The organism is Bythopirellula goksoeyrii, assembly GCF_008065115.1.
Taxonomy (GTDB): Bacteria; Planctomycetota; Planctomycetia; order Pirellulales; family Lacipirellulaceae; genus Bythopirellula; species Bythopirellula goksoeyrii.
The window spans coordinates 5165700-5189874 of the sequence record NZ_CP042913.1; the positions used below are offsets into that span (position 1 = coordinate 5165700).

A 24175-nucleotide genomic window follows, 5' to 3' on the forward strand; every position below is an offset into this window, starting at 1 on the left:
GTGCGGTTACGAACCCTGCCAATGCGCCCTTCTAGATGACCAAGGAGTGACTGTGGACAACGTTCACTACTGCTGCCAAGGATGTGCGGAGGGTCGTGGCTGCGAATGCCCCAATTGCAACTGCGCGAACAAGATTCGGCACGAAGTGACTCCGCCCAAATAGATTTCGTAGAGTCAGTGTTTAGAGTTTAACGCTTCCTTTTTGAGGTGTATTATGCCACAAGCCTGGAGTGACAAAGACGAACGTCAGTACGAGCACATCAAGAAGAGCGCTCGTGATCGGGGTAAATCAGAGGAGAGGGCTGAAGAAATTGCTGCGCGCACTGTCAATAAAACTCGTCGCGAATCTGGACGCACCCCTAACAAATCTACACAGGGAACAGGCAATCCTAGCTCGCCACTTGAAGATCGGACCCTCAAAGAATTGAAGAATCTTGCTTCTGAGCGCGATATCGAGGGCCGCAGTAAGATGAACAAGTCCCAATTGGTCAAAGCCCTTCGTAAGCAATATTGATCGCTGGCTACCTATACGCTTTCTAAACCTCATTCCAATGTAGGCCCTCTTGCCTATGAGATGTGGCTTGATGAATACCATGCCGATGGGCTTCGGCTCGACATGACCGTCTCATGCGCACTGTTGATGGTAACGAGATTTCCAAGATTTCAGAGGGATGGATATCATTCGATGGTTGATCAATCAAATTGTCGAACATCATCCCAGCCACATAACGACTGCTGAAGACCTTCGAGACAATAACTATCTCACACTCGACCAATCTATGGGCGGTGCTGGCTGCAATGCCCAGTGAGACGCCCCCTTTGTTTACAGTGTGCGAAATGTCATCACGGAGGTACTGGACGAACATCGATCGCTCGACTCACAAAGCCAGGCACTCTGCCAGAAGTTCAATGTGGACGCATTCGAACGCGCGATCTACACGGAATCGCATGACGAAGTTGCGAACGGAAGCAAGCGACTTCCCTCGGCCAGGGATAACGTCCTTTTGCTGGCTGTGGGGCCCCACATGCTGGTTAAACAGAGGTCCAACTGGTTATTCTTTTGCCGGTCAGTTTGTCTCTGCAGTAAGTCACTTTGACCAAGCGAGCCTCGAATCACCTTACTTCACCGCCTTAGGGCGTGCCCTGTTTGCTAGGCATGGAGTTTGCATTTACTTTCTCACAACCAGCGGGTGTGTCCTGCGGGATGTTTCAGAAGGGACATCTCTTGCTGCTGAATCGAAAAGCATCGATACACCGATGTCTACACATAGGCATCAATCAGCGTGACTAAACAGTTGTATTCGTCACACTCAGATAAAATCGAAAGCGAAAGTAACGACATGCGGTTGACCTATGTTTTGCCGCACGTAGTGACTTGCAGCCAGTGGTTTTCACGCGTTCATGCTAGATTTGTTGTTGGCTAGCAGATAGTCCTTCTGGTTCGATAAATCATTTTATTGTAGCTGTGTGCCTTTGGAGACGCAGTTTTTGTAGCAACTCCACATATTGAAAGGAGAGTACGATGTCTATTAGAAATTTGCTTGTCACCACCTTAACATGCTGCGGTATGGCCATCGGAATACCAGGCTACTTTGCGACAGCGGACGAATGGTGGGAAGACTCGCCATACTACGAAGAAGAAGCGTGGTATGACGTCACCGAGTGGTTCGACGGAAATGATTACACGTATACAGGGACTACAGATTCCGACGACGACTGGGGATATGACTCGGACTACGATTATGACTATGACACGGGCTACTACGATGGTTATGGTTATAACTATTATGGCGATTACTATGACACCTATGGTTATGATAACCGCTATGAGCCCGATAATTGGTTTTATGACTACTGGGATGATGGGTACGCCTACTACAATGATTGGGATAACGACGGCATCTATGATACCTCCTATTCCTACTACGACTACGATGGGGATGGATTCTATGATGCCTACTTTTCCTACAACGACTGGGATGACGACGGAATCTATGATGACGTCGAATACTATGCCTTCAATGACAATGGCAATGACCAAGGCAATTCGGCCAATTCTTCAAAACAGAACCAGAAGGACAGGAAGAGCCGTGGTCAGCAAGAGCCCGAAAGTTCAAAACGGCAAATGGTACAAGGTGAGGTCCTTAAGACCAAGAAGGCCTCGGTTCGGGACACGAAACACCTCATTGTTCAGCTAGAGAAATCGGGGGGGAACAAGTGCCTTGTCGACTTAGGTCCTGCCAACAGATTGCAGGAAATGGACATTCAGGAAGGCGATCAGATCTCAGTACGGGGACCCATGACCAAAGCTGGCGATCGCCGGATTCTGATTGCCCAAGAGATCAAAGGGCCAGATCAGTCTCAGGGTGCCAAGCAGATCCAACGCGATGGACAAGAGTTCCGAGGAAGGGTTGCTGACACCCGAACCAAGAAGATTCGAGGCAAGCAGCATACCTTTTTTATCCTTGCTTCTGCAGACAAGGACAAAAAAATGCTGGTTGACTTGGGAGCGACAGATCAACTTGATATCGATCCTGAGCAAGACGATCAGATCCGTGTGACGGCCGTACCGGTCAAGGTTAATGACCGTGTGGTCCTCATGGCTCAAGAAGTGAACTGCAAAGGTAAGAAATGCAAGACTGATCAGTCTGCTGGAAAATCGCACAAGAGTCGCAATCAGCAAGACCGACATCAAAGCGATTGGCAAAGTCGTACAACTCAAGCTTCGAGTCAGCGACCAGCCCGCAGCATAACGGGCCAAGTGCAAAGCACACGGGAAGTCACTGTGCGTGGTAATGACCGCAAGCTGGCAACGATCAAGTCGCGGAATGGCGATCGTTTGATGGTCGATCTCGGCCCTGCAGGCGAGTTTGATGAGCACCTCCGCAATGGTGACACGATCACTGTTCGAGGTCCCATGGTGAAAACGTCGGACAATAAGCCTGTAATTCTTGCTCGCACACTCGAAAGAGATGGCGAGAAGATTGAGCTGGGGCGACGCGGTACGATGCACAGCGATGCTACCCAGAAAACCATTCGAGGTGAAATCGAATCGACACGGAAAGTAACTGTCCGAGGAAAGCAACGCCACATGGCGAAGATCGAAACTGACGAGGGTAATACCGTGATCGTTGATCTAGGTCCGCCTACTGTATTAGATAGGGACCTCGCAGAAGGAGACCAGCTTGTGGCAAGCGGAGCGTTGGTCAAGGCAGGCAATCAAATCGTACTGATTGCTTATGAGGTCGAAGACTCAAATGGGAGCATGATCGCCGTTGATCGTCGTGAATCAAATTCGCGTAAACGAGAGAGCAGCAGCAACTAGGAGGTAGCAACCTTGAAGCTGAAGTGCGCCGCTTGAACCATCCCAGTTTGAGCGGCGTATTTTTTTGTTTCGCTAGTCGGCCACGCCTCGATCACGTTGAAATGCCTCGACATACCAGGTGTCGATGGCGTTTTCCTGCATGCGAATGCGAATGATCAATGCAATTGTTTCTCCGATTAGAGAGGGGATTATACCATCAATCTCTGCTTCATCTCTCTGGGGAGCATTCTCGGCAGCATCTACCAGTTTCTTGGTTTTTGCAAACGCTTCGCTGAGTTTTTCGACCTCTTTCAGAATTGCTTCGTCTTCTTTACGTAGTTTTTCTATGTGGGGAATTTGAGAATCGTCTTGTTTCACAATCTCCTTATATTGTGCTTCATGCGATGAAGATATGTGAGCAGCGTAATTCGTTGACAAAGCTTCTAATTCTTGTTGCCCCCGTTCTGCCCAACCATACATCTCCCCTGGGACTACCGGGGTTTCCAGTTGTTTTTCGAACTTGGCCAATTGCTCAACAAGCTCAGCGTCACTCTTTGATTGCTCAGACATTAAAGAATTCCTTGAATTGTTCAAAATTTGAAAGGATGGTCCTGTCCTTCGGCGGAGCCTGCTACTAGCTTGATTGTAACCTTATGAAGCAAGTTGCAAAACCAGATAATTAGCCAGTTGAACGAGCCGAATCGTGAATCCGCTGCAATTCGTCAGCCATTATCTTAATCCCTTCGGCTACTGTCTCCTCTGCTTGAGAGAAAGTCATGCGAATACATTGCCGCTGATGAGACCAATTTTCGCTCGTATTAAGTCCGAAGAAAAAATATTCTCCCGGCACGATCAACACCCCGCGTTTCTTCAATCGCTCGTAAAGTTCTTTGGTAGTGATAGGCAGCTCTGGGAACCATAGCCATAGAAAAAACGCCCCTTCGCTACGGTGAACGAGATAGGGAAAGCCGTTGCCGAAATGCTCGGTCACGAGTGCCTGAGCGGTTTGCGATTTGGCTTGATAGTAAGGGCGAATGACTTCACGAGAAAGTTGCAGGATTTCGCCGCTGGCTAGCAATGGCTCGACCATCGTTTGCCCTATGTTTGTATTTGCCAAGCCAACGATACAGGTCATCGATTGAATGCGGCGGACGATCTCTTCGCTAGCCAACACTATGCCGGTACGAGTACCCGGAAGACCAAGCTTGGAGAGACTAAAGGTCATTACCATGCCTGGATTCCACATGGGCTGGATCGGCTCGTAGACTGCGCCGGGAAATGGTTCGCCGTAGGCGTTGTCTACCAGAAATGGGATTTCTCGTTCGGCCGCAAGTTGAGCAAGATGGCTAACCTCGTCGTCGGTAAGCACGTTGCCGGTAGGATTCGTGGGCCGACTAACGCAGATCGCACCGATATCGTCGCCTACTTCGAGCGAATCGAAATCGATGCGGTACTTAAATGAATGCTCATCGAGCTGATCGATCAGGGGATGTTGACTCGCAAACAAACCGGGGCCTAAACCTTGGTCTGCGTATCCGATGTACTCTGGCACGATAGGGAGGAGGATCCGCCGGTGGTTTCCGCTGGGCATTTCACCAGCGAGCAGGGCAAACAAGAAAAAGAACGCCGTTTGCCCCCCCATGGTCACAGCAATATTTTCAGGCCCTACATCCCAGCCGTAGGCTTGGCGAAGACACTCGGCAACGGACTTGCGAAATCGCGGATTGCCTGCTGGACCGTCGTAATTCGAAAGCATCCGATCGCAGAGAGGCTGATCGGCTACAATCTCCGCGAGTCTTTGTCTCCAGAGTGCTTGCATTTGAGGAATGTGCGCGGGATTTCCCCCGCCGAGCATGAGCATCTGCGACGAATTTCCGCCGGCAAGGGCTGCGCCGAGATCGTCCATTAGTTCGACGATGCCGCTGGGCCCCGAAAGGGCCTGACCAATCTTGCTGAGTTGGAGATTCATGGCACGGTGTCATGGCGTTTTAGGGATTTCAATGAGAGCAACTCAAACAATTATCACAGATGGAGTGCTTGAACATAACTGAGGGTGTCCGGTAATTCGTTTACTTTCATTACGAGGTACTCCGAGAAATCTGGCTAGATCCCTCGGAGTACCTCGGGTTGACAGTTTGCTTTGTCCTTGAATGAAGCGAGTGCAATTCCCGGACACTTTTTACATAATTACGTACATTCGACCAATACTTTGCCTACCGCACTATTCTCGACGGCATGGTGGGCAGCGATCGTTTCGGCCAATGGGAATCGCTCGCCAAGGTGGTGGGTAAGGCTTCCTTCGCCAAGCCATTGAGTGATATCAATGAGAGCCTGCTGCAGCAACTCAGCAGAGGAGCCAAAGACCAAAACAGGTCGAATGATGATGCTGCGATACATGAGATCATAGAACGGCAAAGTGGGTTCTGGGTTTGCTTGCGAGGCGTAGGTTGCAATGATGCCACCTGGGCGAACTGCGCGAAGATTCGTCGGCAAATTGCCACCGAATTCAACTTCCACCACGCGATTGGCACCCACGCCGTCGGTGATTTCCAACACTCGATCGGCAACATCTGTCGTGCGGTAATTAATCACATGGTCGGCACCAGCGCTGGTCGCAAGTTCCGCCTTTTCTTCGGTGCTGACGGTTGTAATGACACGGGCACCCGCGAGGCGCGCGAATTGAACAGCATAGCGACCGACGGCTCCCGCCCCTCCCGTGACGAGTACGGTCTTGCCCGCGACTTCTCCATCGCTGAAGACGCTGCTGTAGGCAGTGAGTGCGGGGATGCCTAGGCATGCGCCTTCTGCAAAATCGCAATTTTCGGGTAGCGGTACGGCTTGATCTGCGGGGAGTGAAACGAATTCCGCTGCAGTACCAAAGTCACGTTCCCACTGGGCGGCGTAGAGCCACACGCGCTCGCCAACTCGTCCAGGATCAACTCCTTCGCCAACAACATCGATCACTCCTGCACCATCGAAGTGGGGCACAACTCGTGGGGCAGCCATGGTCCCGCGACCACCCAGCCGGCGTTTCACGTCGATGGGATTCACTCCAGAAACGTGAATCGCCACTCGTACCTCACCAGGACCAGGTTGAGGATCTGGCATCTCTCCAAATTCCAGCACCTCCGGTGCGGACCCCAACTTTTCGTACCATATGGCTTTCATGTCATAGGTTTCCTTCACTGGTTATTTCGGAAGTATTCTCTCTCCGTTCTCGCCACTGCCAGAAGTACCATATTGCGGTGCCAATCAAAAGTCCTATTAAGAACCCCTGCTTAATGCCAAAGGCAATCGCACCGACCAACAAGACAATCGTGAACTTTTTTTTCTCATCAGCCATGTCGCGTACCAACAACATTAGCACCACTGCTTCAAAGAGCAAAATGACTCCCAAGACTGGTCGTGGATAGGCTGCGACCAGCACATCGACAGTGCTTCCCAGCAGCAGGCCGAGTAACAGGTACATCGTACCGTAAATGACCACCGAACCACCAGTTCTGGCACCAAATGCATAGTGTCCCGCCAATCCGCCGCAACCGTGGCAAACAGGAATTCCTCCTAGCAACGACGCAAAGAAGTTTGCTACTGCGTAGGTGATGCCGATTTTTCGTACCCCGATAGCCCGCTGCGGAAAGAGGTCGTGGAGCGTTTGCTCAGTGGCAATCACCGAGTTTGAGAGGGAAAGTGGAATCTGGGGCAAGGCCAACACGATCAAGCCCGTCCAGATGGCGTCCCAGGTGGGGATATTGAGAGTCGGCAAGTTGATGGAATGTGCCAAGTGCACAGACGACCAATCTATGGTCGCCAAACTGGCATAGAGAAGTCCCAACAAAATCACCAACAGGGCGGCGGGCACACGACGGTTTCCCCAAAGGAGCACGACGATAATAAAGCAAACCATGGCCAAGACATAGCCGCTCGTTCCTAGCGAAGGGACATAATCCTTGAGTGCCATCGAAGCCAGTTTTAGACCAAGTCCAAACTGAATTCCCCGAACCACACAACGGGGAATCGCCCGCGCGAGCCAAGTCAAGGCACCCGTAAGGCTCAGACCGAGCATAATAACAGCAATCGCCAAACCAGCACCGAAGAGCACATCACCGGCGATCTTCTGCGTGATGACTAACACCGCCATCGCTTTGAGCGGTTGCATCGGCATCGGCACGCCATAAAGAATCCCTGTGAGGATTTGCAACAGACCGAAGACGATAAAAACGGTCGAGCCATTGAGGCCGGCTGCTGGGATCATTGCGACAATCAGCGGGAGATCGGTTCCAATATCTCCAAAACTTCCTGCCAACTCGTTCCGGTCGAAGCGGATCCAGGCAGAGTTGGAGTGTTTTGTTTGGGAATCGGCATCGTTCATGGTCGACATTATCCAATATCAACAATCGTTTCACAAGAATCGGAATCTCGCAGCTACGCTCGCAAGAGCGTGGTTTGGAAGCGAAACCAGTCCCTGAAGAAGGTAGCTAGAATTCCAGTATCGAAGTAGAATGCGACTCACGATGTCTAAAGAATTCACGAAAATCAGCGGTGGCACACTCTACGACCCAGCCAATGGGATCGATGGCGAAGTGCGTGATCTGTGGATCTCAGCAGGCAAGATCGTCGCTCCACCGAGCGATCCGCAAATCCGTCCCACATGCACAATCGATGCCAGCGGCTTGGTCGTAATGCCGGGCGGAATCGATATGCACTGTCATATCGCCGGCCCCAAAGTGAACGCAGCACGTAAACTGCGGCCCGATGACCGGCGAAACGCGGAGCCAGTCCGTCGCACTGCGAGGACGCGTAGCGGTACCATGGGAAGTGTACCAAGCACGTTTGCCACCGGCTACAAGTACGCGGCCCTGGGTTACACAACCGCCTTCGATGCCGCAGTACCGCCGCTGTTGGCGGCTCATGCCCATGCTGAGTTTGCGGACACGCCATGCCTGGATAAAGGTTGCTACCTGTTGATGGGTAACAACCACTACGTGATGAAAAGCATCCGTGACAAAGAGCCTGCTAAGCTACGGGCGTTCATTGGTTGGCTGTTGTCGCGAGGCAAAGGCTACGCGCCGAAGCTGGTAAATCCTGGCGGCGTCGAAGCCTGGAAAGGACGCAACGGTTCGCGCAACACGGGTCTCGACGATACTGTGCCCCACTTCGATGTAACGCCACGGCAAATCATTAGCGAAGTCGCTCAGGCGGCTGCGGACTTACGTTTGCCGCACCCGGTACACATTCACTGCAATCAACTCGGCATGCCCGGCAATTGGCAGACGACCCTCGAAACCATGCGGGCCCTTGAAGATCGTCGAGGACATCTGACGCACATCCAGTTCCACAGCTATGGCGGCGGGGATGCCGACGAAGGAACCTTCTCCAGCAAGGTCGCCGGACTGGCGGACTACGTCAACACCCATCCACAATTGACCGTCGATGTGGGGCAGGTGCTGTTTGGTGAAACCACGAGCATGACTGGCGACGGGCCTTTGGGGCATTTTCTGGCAAATCTCTACGGTCGCAAATGGATTAGCTGCGACGTGGAGATGGAAGCCGGCTGCGGCATCTCTCCGATCGAATACAAGAACAAGTCCCTCATTCATGCTTTGCAGTGGGCCATCGGCCTGGAATGGTATCTGATGGTCGAGGATCCCTGGCAGGTGATGATGAGTACCGATCACCCCAACGGTGGATCGTTTCTTGCCTATCCACAGATCATTCGTCTCTTGATGGATCGTACGTATCGCAGCGACATGCTCAAGAGTTGCCACCCAAATGTCGTGAAACGATCATCACTCGCTGATCTGGACCGAGAATACACGCTCAACGAAATCGCCATCATCACCCGTGCTGGCCCGGCTAAGATCTTGGGGCTCATCGACAAGGGCCACCTAGGACTAGGTGCCGCTGCCGATATCACGATCTACACGCCGAACGAAAACCAGGAGACGATGTTTGAACTCCCACGCATGGTGATCAAAGCGGGCGAAATTGTAGTCGAGCAAGGAGAGATCCGCAGCACTCCGCAGGGGAACATCCTGCATGTCGATGCGGACTACGATCGTGAAGTCGAACCAGACATCCAGGCTTGGTTCGAGGACAATTACTCGGTGAACTTCGCGAACTACGGAGTGGAATAGGTTCTTCTGTCATCCCGACGGGAGTTCTACGACCAGAGGGATCTGGGTGGCAAAATCAACACGTACTTGAATGCGAGTGATGGTTCTACCCAGATTCCTCGGTCGTGTTACTCCCGCGGAATGACATGTTACTACTCCGCTAATTCCCGCAGCACCTTCAACCCTCGCTCTAGTGTCTCCATCGAGGCCGCATAGGAGATGCGAAAATGGGTGTCGCGCTCGCTGAAGATGTTGCCGGGGATAATGAGTAGTTCCCGCTCGATGGCCCGCATGACAAAATCGGCGCCACTCCCCTGCCCTGCGGGCCCGCGTTTTTTTGCTGTAGGCACCTTGGGAAAAACGTAGAAAGCTCCTCCGGGGGGCGCTACTTCGTAGCCCGCATCCTTCAAGCCATCTACGACAAAATCTCGGCGTTTGCGATACTCGGCAACTTGCTTGCCCATATCAGTTTCCAGTGCTGCCAGCCCGGCCCATTGGAGCGGGTGCGGTGCACAGACAAACGTATATTGCTGCAACATGGTGAGCTTATCGATGATCGCCGCCGGTCCATGAATCCAGCCGAGCCGCCATCCCGTCACGCCGTAGGTTTTGCTGAACCCGTCTACGACCAAGGTTTGATCGTTCCACTTGGCAGGACTGGGAGGCACACCGTCATAGCTGAATGTGCGATAAATCTCGTCACTCAACAGAGCAATATTGTGCTTGGCGGCCAACTCGGCGACCGCCCGCATACTTTCCTCGTTCGCCACGACTCCGGTAGGATTCGCGGGGCTGTTGATTAGAATCAATTTCGTTCGCGGCGTAATGGCCGCGGCGATCCTGTCTGGATCAATCGCGAAATCTGGATAGGTGTCGATCATCACGCACTTGCCGCCTACCATACGGACCAGAGCCGGGTACATCACGAAGTAGGGGTCCATGAAGATGACTTCGTCGCCCGGATCAACCAGCGCCAGCATCGCCATCACGAGCGAACCACTCGTGCCGGAAGTGACCAACACGCGCTGATCGGTATGTCCATACTCGGCATCGACACGCGCCTGGAGTGCTTCGCGCAAGGGGGGAATCCCTTGCGTGAGACTGTAGCCATTCTTGTCGCCACGAATCGCGTCGACTGCCGCGTCCTTCACAGCGTCTGGCACGGGGAAATCGGGCTGGCCAATCGAAAGATTGATCGGGTCGGCCATCTTCGCCGCCAAGTCGAACACCTTGCGGATGCCAGAGCTATCGAAGTCGTTCGTACGTTGTGCGAGCCAGGGATGGGACATCTGAATTCGGAATGCGGATTGCGGAATTGGGAATGTGGTAGCCGCGACTCGACGAGTCGCCGGTTCAGCGTATTATCTTACGCCAACGGTTCCTGCTGCGGTAGCGTGGGTTTTGCGGCGCCCCATTGCACCAGGGCGACCATTGCCAAAGTGCCGGCCATCGCCGCGATTTGTAGTGTCGTGAGTTGTTCGCTATCGTATTGGCCCCACAGGATGGCGATCAGTGGGATCACATACGTGACCATCCCGGCGAATAATGGACCTTGGTGTTTTACCAATTGGATGAACAACAAGATAGCCAGTCCCGTGCTGAAGGCGGCTAGCAGCGCAATCGATATGATTGCCATCGGCCAGCCGTGAGGATTTGACGGTCCACCCAACCCCGTCTCGGCGAGGAACCGGGTTGCGAACTGCAGTGGCACCAACAGCGCCCCTCCGCAGGCGAGGAACAACACGGTGAGCGGTAACGACGGCAGGTGGTCGAGTTTCCATTTGATGTACGTGTTCCCAGCAGCGTAAGTGACGGGCACCGTCAGTGCCAACGCCAATACCCAGGGTGAGATGCCCCGCTGCGCGCCATCGTGTACAACTCCCGCCAAACAAATCAGCCCTCCGATCACGCCGATCATCTGCCGCGCCGTGGGCCAGATTCCCAGCATCGGGATTGAAACCAGGATTGTCACCAGGGGCACGAGTGTGACCATCAAACCGAAATAACCATGCTCGTTGGCCTGGGTCATCACGTAGGGCAATACCGTAAATGGCCAGGCATTGGCGAGCGCACCCACAAAGAGTACATGCTTCCAGTCACTCGGAGCGATTCGTACTCGGGGCCCTCTCCACCACCACACGAGGCTCAGCACCAAGGCCCCACCCAACAGGCGGCACATGCCGATGGTCAGCGGACCGAGCGCCACCGCCGCGCGATCCATGAGGATGAAGCTGGTGCCCCAGGTCAGACAGATGAACAAGAAACTGAGGTAGGGCATGGAGGGGAATGCGGAATGGGGAAAGCGGATTGCGGAATGAAAAATGGTGAGCCGGATCGACTCGAACATGGACATGGAAAAGAATGCAGAATACCCGACTCACGGCTATGTGAGGAGTGACAAAGACATATTATCTCTCGCAGAGGCGCAAAGTCGCAGAGAAGAGTTTTTTTCTTCTCTGAGTCTCCACGCCTCTGCGAGAGACTATTCCTGTTCGAGCGCAGACCGGAGCTTTTCTTTGATCTCCGACCACTCAATCGACGAAGCGACCAACAGGCCGTCGGGCCCGATGAGGAAATACGTCGGTACGGAACTGATGGCCAGTTGGCGGGCCATGTCGGAGTCGTCGCCGAGGTAATTTTGTGACCAGTTCCAGCCGTTACGCTCGGCGAGTTGCTTGGCCTGATCGCGGTCCTTGTCGATGTTCAGGCCCACGAAAGTGACTGGCTGCTCAGACAGGTCATCGAGCGTGGCCTTCATCTCGGGCATATGCTCGAGACAAGAGGCACACCAACTTGCCCAGACGTGCATCAACACGTAGCGCCCCTTCATATCGAAGATGGTGCGTTCTTGTCCGCTGGGATCGAGAAATTTGTATACCTGCATGCTCTCACCGACGCGGGGTCCGGCTCGACAGGGGACCTCAATCTTGCCGAGGTCTTTGGTGCCGGTGGCTTGGTCGGACTCAGTGACTTCGACCGCTACCACTTTTGAGCCGATGGTTTCGACGAGGCAGCCGGCGGGTTGTTCGTAGAGTTGCAGGACGAGATCATAGGTTCCCGGTGGGACGCCGTTGATTTGCATGTCCCCTTCGGGTGATAGTTTGACGAAATAGTTTTCGCGAGTCCCAAGCCAATCATGAAATCCTGGATTACGCAACCACGAGGGTTGAACACCATCGCTCGGGTCGAAACTCCAACTTGCAAACTGAGCTGGTATGTCGATTCCTCGATCCCGTGAAATCAAGTAATTCAGCGACCATTGCTTGCTGAGTTTCGTATCTTCGCGACCAGTTTCGACCACTTGGCCGGTGATCGTCGTTCCTTCGCCACCTAGATTTACGGTTCGCTGCTCGCCAGGCTTGAGTTCAAGTGGCATCGAGGGACTTGAAGTCAGCGGCGAATCTTGCCAAGGGCCGAGGGAGGCGCGGAGGCTACCTTGGATGGGTGGTAAGCGATCGAACTGGAATCTCCCTTGATCGTCTGATTGCGCATAATAAGAATCCTGAAAACGTGGTTCTCCAAGTTGTCCGCTCGGCATGGGAGAAAAATAGATGGATTGACCGGCAACTGGCTTGCCATCTTGCAGTAATCTCCCCGAGATGCTTGCCCACGGCTGGAGTTGCATGTCACCGATCGAGTCCTCCTCAGGATCGAAGAGTTTTTCAAAGACGCCAAGGTCGTGCAGAACACGGACTCGTACTAGTTCGGCGGTTGCGTTCAAAACGAAGCGACCGCCACTGTCGGTCCGCACGATTCGCTCTCCATAGGCATCCGGCTCTCCATTGCTCGTTGAGGGAACCCAAGTCGGAGTCCCCTCGATCACCATGGCATCCTCAATCGGCGCGCCGGTAGCATCGACAACTCGACCCTCACGAGCAGCTGCCGGTTCGAGTTGGACGTTGTGAATCGCCCGTCCATCCAGCGGGCCATACGACTGATCACTTACAATAGACCGATAGCCATCTGCTTCGAAACGAACGCGATAGCGATCCTCAAGGTCGCCACTACCCGTTAGAGGCAGCTCGTAGCGGCCGTTGGCCCCCTGCTTTGTATCCAAGTAGCGTGTGCTGAAAAAGTTGGGGCGGAAGACAATAACGGGCATGGCCTGAAACTTCTCGATTTCCTCACCAGTCGTGGCATCTTTCACCGTACCAACGACAACCCGCGCGTCCGCCAACGTGATAATGTGGGGATCGCTTTTGGCAACGAGGGAAATCTCTTGAGGAGCGAAGCCTTTTGCGCCAACGCTGTACTTGACGGGTTCTTCAGGCGCCCAATCCCACACGTAGACACCGTTTTCATCCGCCCTTCGAGGAACACCATAGTCGGGGACGTTTGGGTGTTTGTGATTGTGAAGTGCATTCGAACCGTTCCAGGTATCCGGATTGCTGCTATTGGCGAGATACACCCCAACCTTGGAGACTGGATTGCCAGACGTGTCTACGAAGCGGATCTCAATGCGCTTGCCTGGCCGAAGCTCGAAACGTAATTGTTTCGAATCATTCCCTACCTCAACCATACGCCGCTGTGCTGCAAAACCGGGGGCTACTATCGTGATCGGGTGTTTTCCAGCTGAGAGCGGCGGTGTGCGGAAGGTGCCGTCCGCATTGACCTCCTTCTCGTATACACCGTCATAGAAGTACGGCTCATCGCTCCAAACGACCCACCCTTTCTCAACTGGGTTTCCCTCGTGGTCGGTGACGATTCCAGATACGGACTTTCCCCGCTGGAGAATGATCGTCGCTTCGCCGCTACGAAGCTCGGCAGCACCAACACCTTGTGCTTTTTGGACGTCACCCCAGTTCACGTCGCTGATATAGTCGTCGTGACTGAGTTTTAGATAAAATGAATAGTCGGTCCCCCCATCAGGATGCGCCGGTGCTGAATTAAGTTTCCACCGCCCTTCTTCATTCGTCTTTACTGTTGGCTGTCCGAACGAATCAGTCAACCAAGTGCTGATCGATTCAGAGCTGTCTTCGACCTGCACGCGAACATGGACTCCTTCGATGGGATTGTCCTCCGAGTCGACAATGCGACCGCCAAGATTGTGCCCCTTTGCTAGCCGAAATTCGATCTCGTCGGGAATCAACTCGCCATCCCGGTGGCTTCCCTCCGAAAAATTCTTGAACTCACCGACGTATCCCGATTGCTTTGGCCATAGCCGAAGAATGTGGAGCCGTTTCGGTATTTGAAGCACCACTGTCCCGTCAGCGTCGGCTGTGTGTATCTTTTCCGTGCGTGGGCCTTCGTACCCTTCGGGATACCAAATCCCAACGGTCAGCATCGCACCTTCCAGCGGCTTCCCTCCGTCGTCGAGGATGCGGATGCGCATCTCTCGAAGCAAATCGTTTTGCACCTTCGATTCGGCCGTCTTATCGTTTCCGGCTTCCTGTGCAAGTAGGTTCGAGACAGGCTCCGCCTGTGACTCCAGTCGCATTGAACCAATTACTAGCACCAGCGCCGTTGCCGCCACCAACAGTACTCGAGCCGCTTTGCGGCTTAGCGAAACATGCGACCGGGCCTTGTCGAGAATCGCCATAATACGATTCTCCACATTGGAGCTATGGGCCATGCCGACGACGGTGGAAAGGGTGCGATGGCGATAAGAGCGGGCGACGTCTAACAGCACGTCGGCGTAGTCGGTCTGAGGTTGGCCGCAGGCGATCACCAGATCGTCGCAGGCCAGTTCTCGCAGTTTGCGCATTTGAAAGAGGCCGACCCAGCAAAGGGGATTGAACCAGTAAAGTGCGCATACAAGTCCGGCTATCAACTGAGCGAGTACGTCGTGCCGTTTCACATGGGCCAGTTCATGGAGCAGTACGAAACGGCGACGCTGTGGACACCACTGATCAGCATCTCGCGGTAGAATCACGGTGTGGCGAACGAGACCGGCGGTCAAAGGCGATTGGGCTTCCAGTAGCTTGAGCAGCGTTACTTGGCGGCGCAGTCCCAGCGAACTTGCCGCTTCCTGCAGAGCGATTTTCCATGATTGTTCGTAAACCTTGGTGCAGCGACGCAACAAGCGCATCAGCGATACTTGTTGCCATGTTGTGCGAAGAAGGCAAGCTAGGGTTCCGGCAAACCAAAAAGCTCCCAGGAGAAGTGTCCAGGAGAACCGAGGGGACCCGGATGTTGGAGACAGATTCTCTGATGTTGGTTGTCGAATCTTCGCCGGGGTGTGTGACTTTTCTTTGCTGACAGGCGTGACTTGTTGAACTGGCACGCGTGCCACCAGACTGCCTGCAGTTGGCAATGCCTGCTTTTCTATTCTCGGCGGGGGGACAGAGAATCGAGGCTCTTCTGCGAGCGGCAAGGTCGGTAAGATCGGCAAATTCCAAGTTGGAGAAATAAGAGCAACGACGGGAATGATGAGGCACCCGCAAAATCCCAAAACCCACCAGCGATGAATGGTCGCCGCCGAACGATATCGAAGAAGGAAAGCTCCAGCCGCAGTTATCGACATCAAGAGAAGCGACTTCAGAATGATATCGAGCATAAAGTATTCGGAGAACAAATCGTGGCTCATGATATTGAATCGCTGTTATAGGTACTTGAGAAGAAAAGGACCGCGGATATTCGCGGATTGGGCGGATGTGCGCAGATCATTCCATTCGAACAACAACCCGTCCGCGTTAATTTGCTAAATCCGCGATTATCTGCGGCCTATTTCTTCTTCCACTGCTTCTTTGTTTCTTCATGTTCAAACCTTTTTGCTACGATCCGGCAACTCGTTGGGTTACTTCTCTTGTTTCCGTGCCTTCTGAATGGCCAGTTGCAATCGGTCCAGGTCTTCTTCCTTCAGATGCTTTGCCGAGTCATCAATCAGGGCGGCCAAAGCATCTCCGGGCGAGTTTGGAAAGAACGTTTGTATGAGACTCCGCAGTGCCGAGCGGCTGGCGGAGCGCCGCGACTGGACGGGTGAATAATAGTGCTTCACGTCGGACCGGTCGCGACGGATCAGGCCTTTGCGCTCGAGGTGCCCGATCATGGTGCGGACCGCGGAGTAGCTGGGGGGGTTGGCCAGGCGCTGGCGCACGTCGGCGACGGAGGCTCGCTCCAGTTGGTAGATCACGTCCATGATCTGCTGTTCGCGGGTTGCCAGAGTGTGTGTTGCCGGTTTCTTTTTGGGCACGATTGAGTCCCTATCGCAGGTGTTAATCGATTGACATGTGTTAATATATTGACACCACGGGGTGGCTGTCAAGACATGTCCTCGGGTTTTGAAAAGGTTTTCTGATGACGCGTTTCGCTCCGCCTCATTTTACTCGGCAGGCGCGGCTAACGGAGGGCGCAGTGCATGGGGAGCGCTCCCCTACGGAGATGCGGCTAAACGGTTGGCGATCGCGGTGGAGGATTACTTCCATTGCTTCGAGTTCGGTATAGTACATCGCGCTGGGGTCGATCTTCTCAGCTTCGAGCCAGTCGAGGTGGGACTTCATGCGAGGTTGTTCTGCGAGCCAGGGCAACACGGCGAGCCAACCGAGGGCGATCAAACAGATGACTGCTAGTAAGCGTAGCAAGCCCATCATTCCCGCGCAGGCGGGAATCCAGGTGTCACGTCTCAACTCTGGGTTCCCGCCTGTGCGGGAATGACTTGAAGAGATTTCTGACATACTGCTAGGGAACCATCTGGTTGATGTGATCGGCGAAGATTACGCGGAACATCAGCCAGGCCATGAATAGGGTCAGGCACAAGTTCAACGTCTGGCCACATAAGTACAACACGAGCGGTTTGCCGCCGCGAAGATAGGGCGTCAGTTCTCTGAAATTGGTTTCCAAGCCGATGCTAACGAAGGCAAGACAGAACAACCAGCCGCGCAGAGTCTTGGTAGAACCCTGGATCGTGGCGTCGACTAGTTCGGGGCCGTGGTTGAGTCCTACGTAGAGGAGCGAGAACACCGCAGACGCCAGGACGAAACCGATGACAAACTTGGGAAAGCGATACCAGATTTCCATAGCACCAAGGCGATGCCCCTCGGGGTCTTTCTCAACACATGTCACCCAGTAGATGGCAACCGCGAAGGCGACGACGCCGATGAGGATGTTCTGGATCATTTTTACGGTTGCGGCCACTTCCAACGCACGATCCCCCAGCGCGGCACCAGCGGCGGCGACGGCACCGGTGGAGTCGATCGTTCCCCCCAGCCAGGCCCCGCCGAGAATCTCGTCCATGCCAACCGCTTTGATGATCGCGGGCATGACCACCATCATGATGACGGTGAATGTGAGCGACATGCCGATGGCCAGCGAGAGTTCCTCCTTCTTGGCTTTGCAGGCGGCAGCGGTGGCAATTGCGGCGGAGACCCCGCAGACGGACATGTCGGCGGAGATAACTATATTGAGCGATCGCGACTCGATCTTGAGCACTTTTTGACCAAAGATATATGTGCTGATCAGTACGATCGGGGTGACGACCCAGGCGACGAAGATGCCGGGTAGCCCAAGGGCCAGAAGACGACTCATGAGCACTTCGGCGCCAAGTAGGACGAGGCCGGTCTTGATGTAGAACTCGGTTAGGATAGCCGGCATGAGTAGGGCAGGCGTTCCGACCGTGTTGGAAATGATCAAGCCGACGGCAAGCGCCCAGAGGGCGTACTCCAAATTGTAGGCTTTGATGACACTCTGCCCGGCCATGACGTAGGCCAATGTGGCCAGCAGGAAAACTAAGGGAAACGCCTTCCAAAAATCACGTGCTGAGTTGCCACGTAAGCGAATCGCCAGCGCGAACAGCACCCCGATCACTGCAAATGCGCCGACAATTCCTGGGATGGTGCTGATAGGTAGAGTTCTTGAACTGTCTGATTGTGAGAATGCATTGAGTGGATTGCTGCGCCACGAACTGGGCTTGGCGAGCCAGGCTTCCAACGGGCTGGAGAGTTCGACCGGATCGCCACTCAGTGGCAACTCGGAAAGAAGCTGCGCATTGCTCCACCAGACGGCGACGAACGAGAGTGCGAGCAGAATTGCACCACACCAGACAGCCCACCAATCTTCGGAGGTGCGTAGTTCGGTGAAGAGGCTGGGGTGCGTCGAGGGGGGTGGATCGATTTCATTTGCTGTTTCAGGCATGATTTCCCATGTAAAGAGTGCAAACACCATTTGACGAAAAAGGTTATTCGTCAATTGGTATCGAATTTTTGTTCGGCAATACCATGAGCAGGATCAAGCCGACCATTCCAAGAATACCGAGCCATCTCACGTTGCTTGAAAATCCCTTGCCTTGCGCGTAATTCATACAGCCCCAAACCATTGCCGGCAAACTAGCGATGACAAAAGCAACTGCAATCAGGACACTCACTTCTCCAGTCAATGAAAGTAGCAACCCAATTAACTGAAGCAGGACGCCTACACCCAGACCTCTATTTGTGTTCGTTCTATACTGAGAGGGGATCGTTCTCGTGTTGTATCCTACGGCTGTCATCAGCACGGCCAGACCAGTGAGTGTACAACCCAATCCTAAGCCGCCGAAGAGATTGATTTTCCTATCCTCTTCGACGTTCAAAGAATACCGCTGAGGATTGCTCATCGCGGCGAAATAGAGCCCTACCACAATGAGAAGTAAGCCGACGACGGCAACGAAGAAGATGCACCAATGTTTACTTTGTGGAGCAGGCATGACGCGCCCTCCTGCGGGGTCGCGGCTATACGTTCGATTCGAGTTCGCGTTGGCGGGCGCGGCGGATCGAGAGGTAGGCTGCACCGCCGAAAGTGCCGATCAAGACGAAGGGCATCGCCATCATGAACAGGATGCTGTAGAAGTAGCCGGCGGCTCGTGCCTGGGAGAGAGGATCGTCGTCGGCCAACACGTCCTTGCAGGTGGGACAGGCAATTGCGTCGGAGGTGAGGAGCGCGATAGCCATGCAGACAAATGCGAACATCGCTATATGAAACCAGTGTCTTGATTGCGGCATATTGGAAGGCATATTCATTATCCTGTGCCTCTATTTTAGATCAGAGATCGGCGGGTGGCCAGAGGTGGTAGAGCATTACGTAGACGACCACGCCGGTTATCGACACATAGAGCCAAATCGGCAGCGTCCAGCGGGCTATTTTGCGATGCTTGGCCAGATAGCGGCTGCGGTCCTCTGCTGGCAGTTCGCTCGCTTTCTTGAAACCCGTGCCCAGCAAGGCGTAGGCAATCGTCGCTGCGGCGAGAAACGGAACGGTCATGGCCAGCACGACGTGAGTAACAAGGATCACCAAGTAGACGACTTTGACGAATCCGGGATGCGTGAATCGCACACTGCCGGCGGAATAGTGATAGGTCAGGTAGCTCACCAGGAACAGGCAGGAGACCAGAAACGCGGAAAGCATCACCCAGCCATGCGCCTGTCGGTGGCCACGCTTGATAAGAACAAATCCCAAGACCAACAAGACAGTGGCAATCGAATTGAGAACCGCGTTGAGATGCACCAGGGGATTGACGGCAAGTGAGAATAGTGGATTCATAGAATTGAAAGGCGAACTGTCATTCCGAGGGGAGTTGTACGACCTGAGGAATCTAGTTGGAACAATTACTCGCTATCGATGTCTCTCCGTACTGCAACCCAGATCCCTCTGGTCGCGGAGCTCCCATCGGGATGACAGCTAGCGACTACTACTCACTTACTAGCCGTGGCCGGGAGGCCACGGTTCTTTGCCGAAGCGATTTCGTTGGAGAAAGTCTCAGAAGGTGGATCCTCCGCTAAACATTCCAAGAGCAACTTGCGCAGTTTTTCCGATTGGCTGATGCTGGTGGCGTCGTACATGCCGCGGACCTTGCCCGCGCGGTCGATCACCACGGCGTAGTCCTTGTGTCCTCGCCAGGAGACGGGCATCTTCATGATGTCTTCGCCAACGCGCTTGATGTAATCGAAATCACCCGTGCAAAAGAGCCAGCGTTCGGGATCTGCTTTATATCGGTCGGCGTATTCACTGAGTACTTCGAGCGTGTCATTGTCGGGATCGACCGTGATGCTTACCCAAGTGACGTCCTCCAGTTCAGGCTTATCGTGCAGAAACTTGATATTGGCGTTGAGTCGGGGGCATTGGCCGGGGCAACTGGCGAAGAAAAACGTAGTAACCCAAACCTTGCCCTTCATGGCTTCTGAACGAAAGGGTTCGCCGCTGCGCTCGGTGAGTTCAAATTCCTCCAGAGGTGGGCCATCGAATTGAATTCCCCCCACGGAACGCTCCGCTTCAATTTGATGCACTTTGTACCAGGTCCAAATGCCATAGCTGCCAACGAAGAGCACCATGAGCGATAACCAATAGGGGAGCATACTACTTTTCACAGCAAATCTCCTGTCGTGCGGGTCGCGGCGATACGCCAGGAAAGCACTACCATGAGTGTGGCAAACGCTAGCGAGACTGCCCAACAAACCGGCAAGCTGGGCAATACATTAACCATACTCTCATCGCCGAAGTGGAGATAGTGGCGCAAACCTGCCACGCCGTAGGTGAGAGGATTAAAACGTGAGATAAGCGTGATCCAGCTTTCTGGATCATCAGGAAATAAAGCCCCCGAGAGCAACCACATGGGAAACAGGAACACGCTCATGATGGCATGGAATCCCTGAGTTGATTCCATCCGCCAGGCAAGAAAGAATCCCAAGCCGGTGAGTGCGATAGCAAGAACGGCCATGAGAAAGACCGACATCACGATGTCGAGCGGTGAACCGGGCAATCCAAGTGTCACGCAGCCTAGTGCCAGAAACATCAGGGCTTGCAAGAGTGCAATGGCTGCCCCACCGACTATTTTTCCAAAGACCATCGCCCAGCGCGGAGCGGGCGCCACGAGGACCGATTGCAAGAATCCTTCCCGGCGATCTTCGATGATTGAAATCGTCGCGAAGATGGCTGTGAACAAGAGGATCATCGCAATTGTGCCGGGAAAGAAAAACTCGAAACCTAGGTCATTGCCGCGTAGGCCCAAACTGAACAATGCCCAGAACATGATCGGCTGCACGAGCGCACCGATCACACGGTTACGCTGGCGGAAGAAGCGCACGAGTTCGCGCTGCGCCAAGGTGAGGACCACGGGGAGTGCGGGTACTGGTGTTGCTTCCTGAGTGATATTCATATTGCCCCTTTAGCGTCAGTTCATGCAAAAAAAATGGGACGCGGACAAACGCAGATTCAGCTGATTGACGCAGATGAAAAATAAACCAATCACTTTGATCTGCGTTCATCTGCCAAATCCGTGTTCATCTGCGTTCTATTTCTTACTGCAAACGAGATAACAATCTACTCCTGACTTTCGTTCCAAAACCTATGGCCCGTGCGATCAATGAACACATCTTCGAGTGTCGGTTTGCCAAGGGTGATGGCTTCGATATCCTCGGGGAACGCTTCGACCAAGCGGGCTATCCATTGGTGCCCTTCAGGTTGTTCGAGTCGCACGCTGCCATCGAGTACGGTGGCGTCACAATTGAATTTTACCCGAATGGCATCGGCGAGTTCAGTGGGCCTCGGCGTGCGGATGGTGATCGCATCGCCACCAACCGAGGCTTGTAAAGCAGCGGGGGTGTCCAATGCGGCCAATTTGCCGGTGTGCATGATCGCAATTCGGTCGGCTCGTTCGGCTTCTTCCAGAAGATGTGTCGTGAGGACAATTGTTACGCCATCGGACTCACGAATCTGATGCAGATATTTCCACAAGTCGCTACGGGCTCCCGGGTCGAGACCGGTGGAGGGTTCATCTAGGAGCAACAGTTGCGGGCGATGCAATAAGCCTTTGGCAAGTTCAACGCGGCGGCGCATTCCTCCTGAAAGTGTTTCGGTGAGATCCCCTGCACGATCGGCGATTCCTACAGCGGTGAGCATCTGATCGATGCGTGATTTGAGTTCTTTGCCGCCGAGTCCATAGAGTTTTCCCTGGTGGTGGAGATTCTCGGCGACTGAAAGTTTTTTATCGAGGCTCGGTGCCTGGAATACGACCCCCAGTTTGCTGCGAATTGCGTTGGCCGATCGGCGCAGATCATTGTCCAGGATAGTAATTTCACCCTCTTGCAACGGAATCAGCGTCGAAAGCACACGAAAGAGAGTCGTCTTTCCGCTGCCATTGGGACCCAGAAAGACAAATACCTCGCCCTGCGCGATGGAAAGCGAGAGCTGATCGACCGCGACCCGCGTACCGTAACGATGGGTACAGGCGGAAATCTCAATCGCAGAGTCGGCAGCCATTACATAAACCAGTGCGGACGGCAGTCCGCTCGGTCAGTCGGAAGGGGTTGGGTTGAAGCTACGCCGCCGGTTTCTTCGTGTCGGGTTGCTCGGTGTGAGGCTCTGCTGGTGCATGGTCAACAGCATGTTCGGAAGCTTCTTTGGCGGGTCTTTCGGCTGCATGGATCATCCGCTGGTGCGAAGCATGACGAAAACGTAAGCCAACGTCAGGTATTAAGGCCAAGATCAACAAGAGTGACATAATGCTGGCAGGCACAGTAAGCACCCATTTCCAGTTGGCTTCCCATTTGAGATGCATGAAGAACATGATCACCAACATCGCTTTGGTGCAGGAGACGGCCATCATGAAGGCGCGGCTGACTTCCACGGGGACATGAGTGCGCCAGAAGGGGAAATAGGTTAGGAACGACATCGTGGTCAGCACACACAATGCAATGAATATCCCGATGAAGAGGCGGATATCATGTTGATGCTCCCCTTCGTGGCTGTCGGCGTTGAAAGCATGTTCTTCGTGTGAATGATCGGAAGTTGTCATGTGAGGCCCCGGCGATTCGTTGAATCGCGGCTATGAAGTAATGACTGATTCTTAAAACAGGTAGAGCAATGGGAACAGAAAGATCCACACCAGGTCGACGAAGTGCCAATAGAGGCCCACGTTTTCGATGGTACCAAACGCAGCGCGGTCGAGCGTCATCGAAAGTAAAATGGCGAAGGCGATCAACCCCACTACCACGTGCAAGGCATGAAATCCCGTGAGCAAGAAGTAGGTACTCGCCCACATATTGCCGCCGGGAATCATGATCGGCAGTTTCAGCCAGGGATACCTGTCGTTGAGACCTTCCAGGTGACCGCCACTCTCGGGAGATTCTTGTTCAGTCGCTACCAAATGAAACTGCGAATTGCTCGTGGTAGCGTGGGAAGCCGTGGGGCGATGTTCGTGGATGCTCGCTCGAGGGTAAATCTCGTCAGCAAGCTCGAACAACTTGACCCTCCCGGCCGGCGAATCGGGTTCGCTACGAAGCGTTACTTCAGCGGCATCGACCTTGCGGAGCAGATCATCGACGAGACTCAAGCGGTCGGTGTCTTCTTCGGTCTTGTCCGTCTTGTTCTCTAAATCGGTTTTGAGCGTCATGAGCCGAGTGCGTACCCCCTGGGCATAGTACACATCGGGCTTTTCGTAGATCTGACTATGAGGCAACTGGGGATAGATGCCATGGGAAAACTTGGCGCTATACTCATACATCTTGATCCCAAGGAAAATGAGCCCCAAGAGAAATGTCAACAACATCCAACCCTTGGCACTAGAAGCATTATTCTTCTTGGCGGCTTCCAAGGCCAACACGACCGTCACACTGGAGCAGATCAGCACGAAAGTATTCGTGGCACCCCAGATTTCCGCGAGGTGAACATCGTGGGTCGATGGCCAGGCAATCGCACCAAATCGCAACACGATATAAGTGCCAATCAACCCGGCGAAAAACATAATTTCGGTCGACAGAAACAACCACATGAAGGCCTTGCCATTGGGAATGGGCAACGCCGGCTGATAGTCGAATTGCGGTGCGTGATGGTCGTCGGACATTGGTTCGTGGTC

The 24175-nt window shown here is 53.8% G+C and carries 22 protein-coding genes; 4 read left to right on the forward strand and 18 right to left on the reverse strand.

Annotated elements, in window-relative coordinates; translation table 11 throughout:
• The first annotated feature begins 214 nt into the window (after nt 1–214).
• The 3 genes from Pr1d_RS20395 to Pr1d_RS20400 all read left to right on the forward strand — a co-directional run bounded on the left by Pr1d_RS20395 (nt 215) and on the right by Pr1d_RS20400 (nt 3325).
• The gene (locus Pr1d_RS20395) at nt 215–514 is read left to right on the forward strand and encodes a Rho termination factor N-terminal domain-containing protein (RefSeq protein ID WP_148075245.1); all 300 of its coding nucleotides are present in this window, start codon (nt 215–217) and stop codon (nt 512–514) included.
• Between the two features lie 157 nt (nt 515–671).
• Nucleotides 672–809 carry a hypothetical protein gene (locus tag Pr1d_RS25870; protein ID WP_168205380.1) on the forward strand — a complete coding sequence of 46 codons (138 nt, stop codon included), beginning with the start codon at nt 672–674 and terminating at the stop codon, nt 807–809.
• A gap of 713 nt (nt 810–1522) precedes the next feature.
• On the forward strand, nt 1523–3325 hold the full coding sequence (locus Pr1d_RS20400; RefSeq protein WP_148075246.1) for a hypothetical protein: 1803 nt from the start codon (nt 1523–1525) through the stop codon (nt 3323–3325).
• A gap of 72 nt (nt 3326–3397) precedes the next feature.
• On the opposite strand, the gene Pr1d_RS20405 is transcribed toward Pr1d_RS20400, so the two are convergent.
• The 4 genes from Pr1d_RS20405 to Pr1d_RS20420 form a co-directional block, all read right to left on the reverse strand.
• Nucleotides 3398–3874, reverse strand: coding sequence for a hypothetical protein (locus Pr1d_RS20405; protein WP_148075247.1), 477 nt, complete (start codon nt 3872–3874; stop codon nt 3398–3400).
• Nucleotides 3875–3983: 109 nt separating this feature from the next.
• Nucleotides 3984–5273, reverse strand: a complete 1290-nt coding sequence (locus tag Pr1d_RS20410) for a valine--pyruvate transaminase (RefSeq protein ID WP_148075248.1) — start codon at nt 5271–5273, stop codon at nt 3984–3986.
• A 218-nt stretch (nt 5274–5491) separates the two neighbouring features.
• Nucleotides 5492–6472 (reverse strand): NADPH:quinone reductase, encoded by a 981-nt coding sequence (locus Pr1d_RS20415; protein ID WP_148075249.1) that lies wholly within the window; start codon nt 6470–6472, stop codon nt 5492–5494.
• A 1-nt stretch (nt 6473) separates the two neighbouring features.
• Nucleotides 6474–7673, reverse strand: a complete 1200-nt coding sequence (locus Pr1d_RS20420; RefSeq protein WP_148075250.1) for a putative sulfate/molybdate transporter — start codon at nt 7671–7673, stop codon at nt 6474–6476.
• Nucleotides 7674–7815: 142 nt separating this feature from the next.
• Here Pr1d_RS20420 and Pr1d_RS20425 point away from each other — a divergent pair, with 142 nt between their 5' ends.
• On the forward strand, nt 7816–9438 hold the full coding sequence (locus Pr1d_RS20425) for a formylmethanofuran dehydrogenase subunit A (RefSeq protein WP_148075251.1): 1623 nt from the start codon (nt 7816–7818) through the stop codon (nt 9436–9438).
• 131 nt (nt 9439–9569) lie between these two features.
• Here the strand turns inward: Pr1d_RS20425 and Pr1d_RS20430 are convergent, their stop codons facing one another.
• The 14 genes from Pr1d_RS20430 to Pr1d_RS20495 all read right to left on the reverse strand — a co-directional run bounded on the left by Pr1d_RS20430 (nt 9570) and on the right by Pr1d_RS20495 (nt 24163).
• On the reverse strand, nt 9570–10706 hold the full coding sequence (locus tag Pr1d_RS20430; RefSeq protein WP_148075252.1) for a pyridoxal phosphate-dependent aminotransferase: 1137 nt from the start codon (nt 10704–10706) through the stop codon (nt 9570–9572).
• Between the two features lie 77 nt (nt 10707–10783).
• Entirely contained in the window at nt 10784–11695 is a 912-nt protein-coding gene (locus Pr1d_RS20435; protein ID WP_168205381.1) for a DMT family transporter, read from the reverse strand.
• Nucleotides 11696–11899: 204 nt separating this feature from the next.
• Nucleotides 11900–15943 carry a M56 family metallopeptidase gene (locus tag Pr1d_RS20440; RefSeq protein WP_148075254.1) on the reverse strand — a complete coding sequence of 1348 codons (4044 nt, stop codon included), beginning with the start codon at nt 15941–15943 and terminating at the stop codon, nt 11900–11902.
• A gap of 210 nt (nt 15944–16153) precedes the next feature.
• The gene (locus Pr1d_RS20445; RefSeq protein ID WP_148075255.1) at nt 16154–16549 is read right to left on the reverse strand and encodes a BlaI/MecI/CopY family transcriptional regulator; all 396 of its coding nucleotides are present in this window, start codon (nt 16547–16549) and stop codon (nt 16154–16156) included.
• 124 nt (nt 16550–16673) lie between these two features.
• Nucleotides 16674–16982, reverse strand: a complete 309-nt coding sequence (locus Pr1d_RS26385) for a hypothetical protein (RefSeq protein ID WP_238476549.1) — start codon at nt 16980–16982, stop codon at nt 16674–16676.
• Nucleotides 16983–17034: 52 nt separating this feature from the next.
• The gene (locus Pr1d_RS20455) at nt 17035–18486 is read right to left on the reverse strand and encodes a YeiH family protein (protein WP_148075256.1); all 1452 of its coding nucleotides are present in this window, start codon (nt 18484–18486) and stop codon (nt 17035–17037) included.
• A 43-nt stretch (nt 18487–18529) separates the two neighbouring features.
• Entirely contained in the window at nt 18530–19033 is a 504-nt protein-coding gene (locus Pr1d_RS20460) for a hypothetical protein (RefSeq protein WP_148075257.1), read from the reverse strand.
• A gap of 25 nt (nt 19034–19058) precedes the next feature.
• A complete protein-coding gene (locus Pr1d_RS20465; protein ID WP_148075258.1) occupies nt 19059–19277 on the reverse strand; it encodes a hypothetical protein in 219 nt (72 codons plus the stop codon).
• A 91-nt stretch (nt 19278–19368) separates the two neighbouring features.
• Nucleotides 19369–19866 carry a DUF420 domain-containing protein gene (locus Pr1d_RS20470; RefSeq protein WP_148075259.1) on the reverse strand — a complete coding sequence of 166 codons (498 nt, stop codon included), beginning with the start codon at nt 19864–19866 and terminating at the stop codon, nt 19369–19371.
• Between the two features lie 152 nt (nt 19867–20018).
• Nucleotides 20019–20690 (reverse strand): SCO family protein, encoded by a 672-nt coding sequence (locus Pr1d_RS20475; RefSeq protein WP_148075260.1) that lies wholly within the window; start codon nt 20688–20690, stop codon nt 20019–20021.
• Nucleotides 20687–21478: an ABC transporter permease gene (locus tag Pr1d_RS20480; RefSeq protein ID WP_148075261.1), complete on the reverse strand. Its 792-nt coding sequence runs from the start codon at nt 21476–21478 to the stop codon at nt 20687–20689. Before Pr1d_RS20480 ends, Pr1d_RS20475 begins: the two co-directional genes overlap by 4 nt.
• 164 nt (nt 21479–21642) lie before the next feature.
• Nucleotides 21643–22581: an ABC transporter ATP-binding protein gene (locus tag Pr1d_RS20485; protein WP_148075262.1), complete on the reverse strand. Its 939-nt coding sequence runs from the start codon at nt 22579–22581 to the stop codon at nt 21643–21645.
• Nucleotides 22582–22639: 58 nt separating this feature from the next.
• Nucleotides 22640–23116, reverse strand: a complete 477-nt coding sequence (locus Pr1d_RS20490) for a cytochrome C oxidase subunit IV family protein (RefSeq protein ID WP_148075263.1) — start codon at nt 23114–23116, stop codon at nt 22640–22642.
• A 51-nt stretch (nt 23117–23167) separates the two neighbouring features.
• Nucleotides 23168–24163 (reverse strand): cytochrome c oxidase subunit 3, encoded by a 996-nt coding sequence (locus Pr1d_RS20495; RefSeq protein WP_148075264.1) that lies wholly within the window; start codon nt 24161–24163, stop codon nt 23168–23170.
• Nucleotides 24164–24175 lie beyond the last annotated feature (12 nt).

Excerpts from the sequence above, each read along its gene's own strand:
- Pr1d_RS20395 (WP_148075245.1), top strand. The coding sequence starts at position 215 with ATGCCACAAGCCTGGAGTGACAAAGACGAACGTCAGTACGAGCACATC.
- Pr1d_RS25870 (WP_168205380.1), top strand. The coding sequence starts at position 672 with ATGGATATCATTCGATGGTTGATCAATCAAATTGTCGAACATCATCCC.
- Pr1d_RS20400 (WP_148075246.1), top strand. The coding sequence starts at position 1,523 with ATGTCTATTAGAAATTTGCTTGTCACCACCTTAACATGCTGCGGTATG.
- Pr1d_RS20405 (WP_148075247.1), bottom strand. The coding sequence starts at position 3,874 with ATGTCTGAGCAATCAAAGAGTGACGCTGAGCTTGTTGAGCAATTGGCC.
- Pr1d_RS20410 (WP_148075248.1), bottom strand. The coding sequence starts at position 5,273 with ATGAATCTCCAACTCAGCAAGATTGGTCAGGCCCTTTCGGGGCCCAGC.
- Pr1d_RS20415 (WP_148075249.1), bottom strand. The coding sequence starts at position 6,472 with ATGAAAGCCATATGGTACGAAAAGTTGGGGTCCGCACCGGAGGTGCTG.
- Pr1d_RS20420 (WP_148075250.1), bottom strand. The coding sequence starts at position 7,673 with ATGAACGATGCCGATTCCCAAACAAAACACTCCAACTCTGCCTGGATC.
- Pr1d_RS20425 (WP_148075251.1), top strand. The coding sequence starts at position 7,816 with ATGTCTAAAGAATTCACGAAAATCAGCGGTGGCACACTCTACGACCCA.
- Pr1d_RS20430 (WP_148075252.1), bottom strand. The coding sequence starts at position 10,706 with ATGTCCCATCCCTGGCTCGCACAACGTACGAACGACTTCGATAGCTCT.
- Pr1d_RS20435 (WP_168205381.1), bottom strand. The coding sequence starts at position 11,695 with ATGCCCTACCTCAGTTTCTTGTTCATCTGTCTGACCTGGGGCACCAGC.
- Pr1d_RS20440 (WP_148075254.1), bottom strand. The coding sequence starts at position 15,943 with ATGAGCCACGATTTGTTCTCCGAATACTTTATGCTCGATATCATTCTG.
- Pr1d_RS20455 (WP_148075256.1), bottom strand. The coding sequence starts at position 18,486 with ATGCCTGAAACAGCAAATGAAATCGATCCACCCCCCTCGACGCACCCC.
- Pr1d_RS20460 (WP_148075257.1), bottom strand. The coding sequence starts at position 19,033 with ATGCCTGCTCCACAAAGTAAACATTGGTGCATCTTCTTCGTTGCCGTC.
- Pr1d_RS20465 (WP_148075258.1), bottom strand. The coding sequence starts at position 19,277 with ATGGCTATCGCGCTCCTCACCTCCGACGCAATTGCCTGTCCCACCTGC.
- Pr1d_RS20470 (WP_148075259.1), bottom strand. The coding sequence starts at position 19,866 with ATGAATCCACTATTCTCACTTGCCGTCAATCCCCTGGTGCATCTCAAC.
- Pr1d_RS20480 (WP_148075261.1), bottom strand. The coding sequence starts at position 21,478 with ATGAATATCACTCAGGAAGCAACACCAGTACCCGCACTCCCCGTGGTC.
- Pr1d_RS20485 (WP_148075262.1), bottom strand. The coding sequence starts at position 22,581 with ATGGCTGCCGACTCTGCGATTGAGATTTCCGCCTGTACCCATCGTTAC.
- Pr1d_RS20490 (WP_148075263.1), bottom strand. The coding sequence starts at position 23,116 with ATGACAACTTCCGATCATTCACACGAAGAACATGCTTTCAACGCCGAC.
- Pr1d_RS20495 (WP_148075264.1), bottom strand. The coding sequence starts at position 24,163 with ATGTCCGACGACCATCACGCACCGCAATTCGACTATCAGCCGGCGTTG.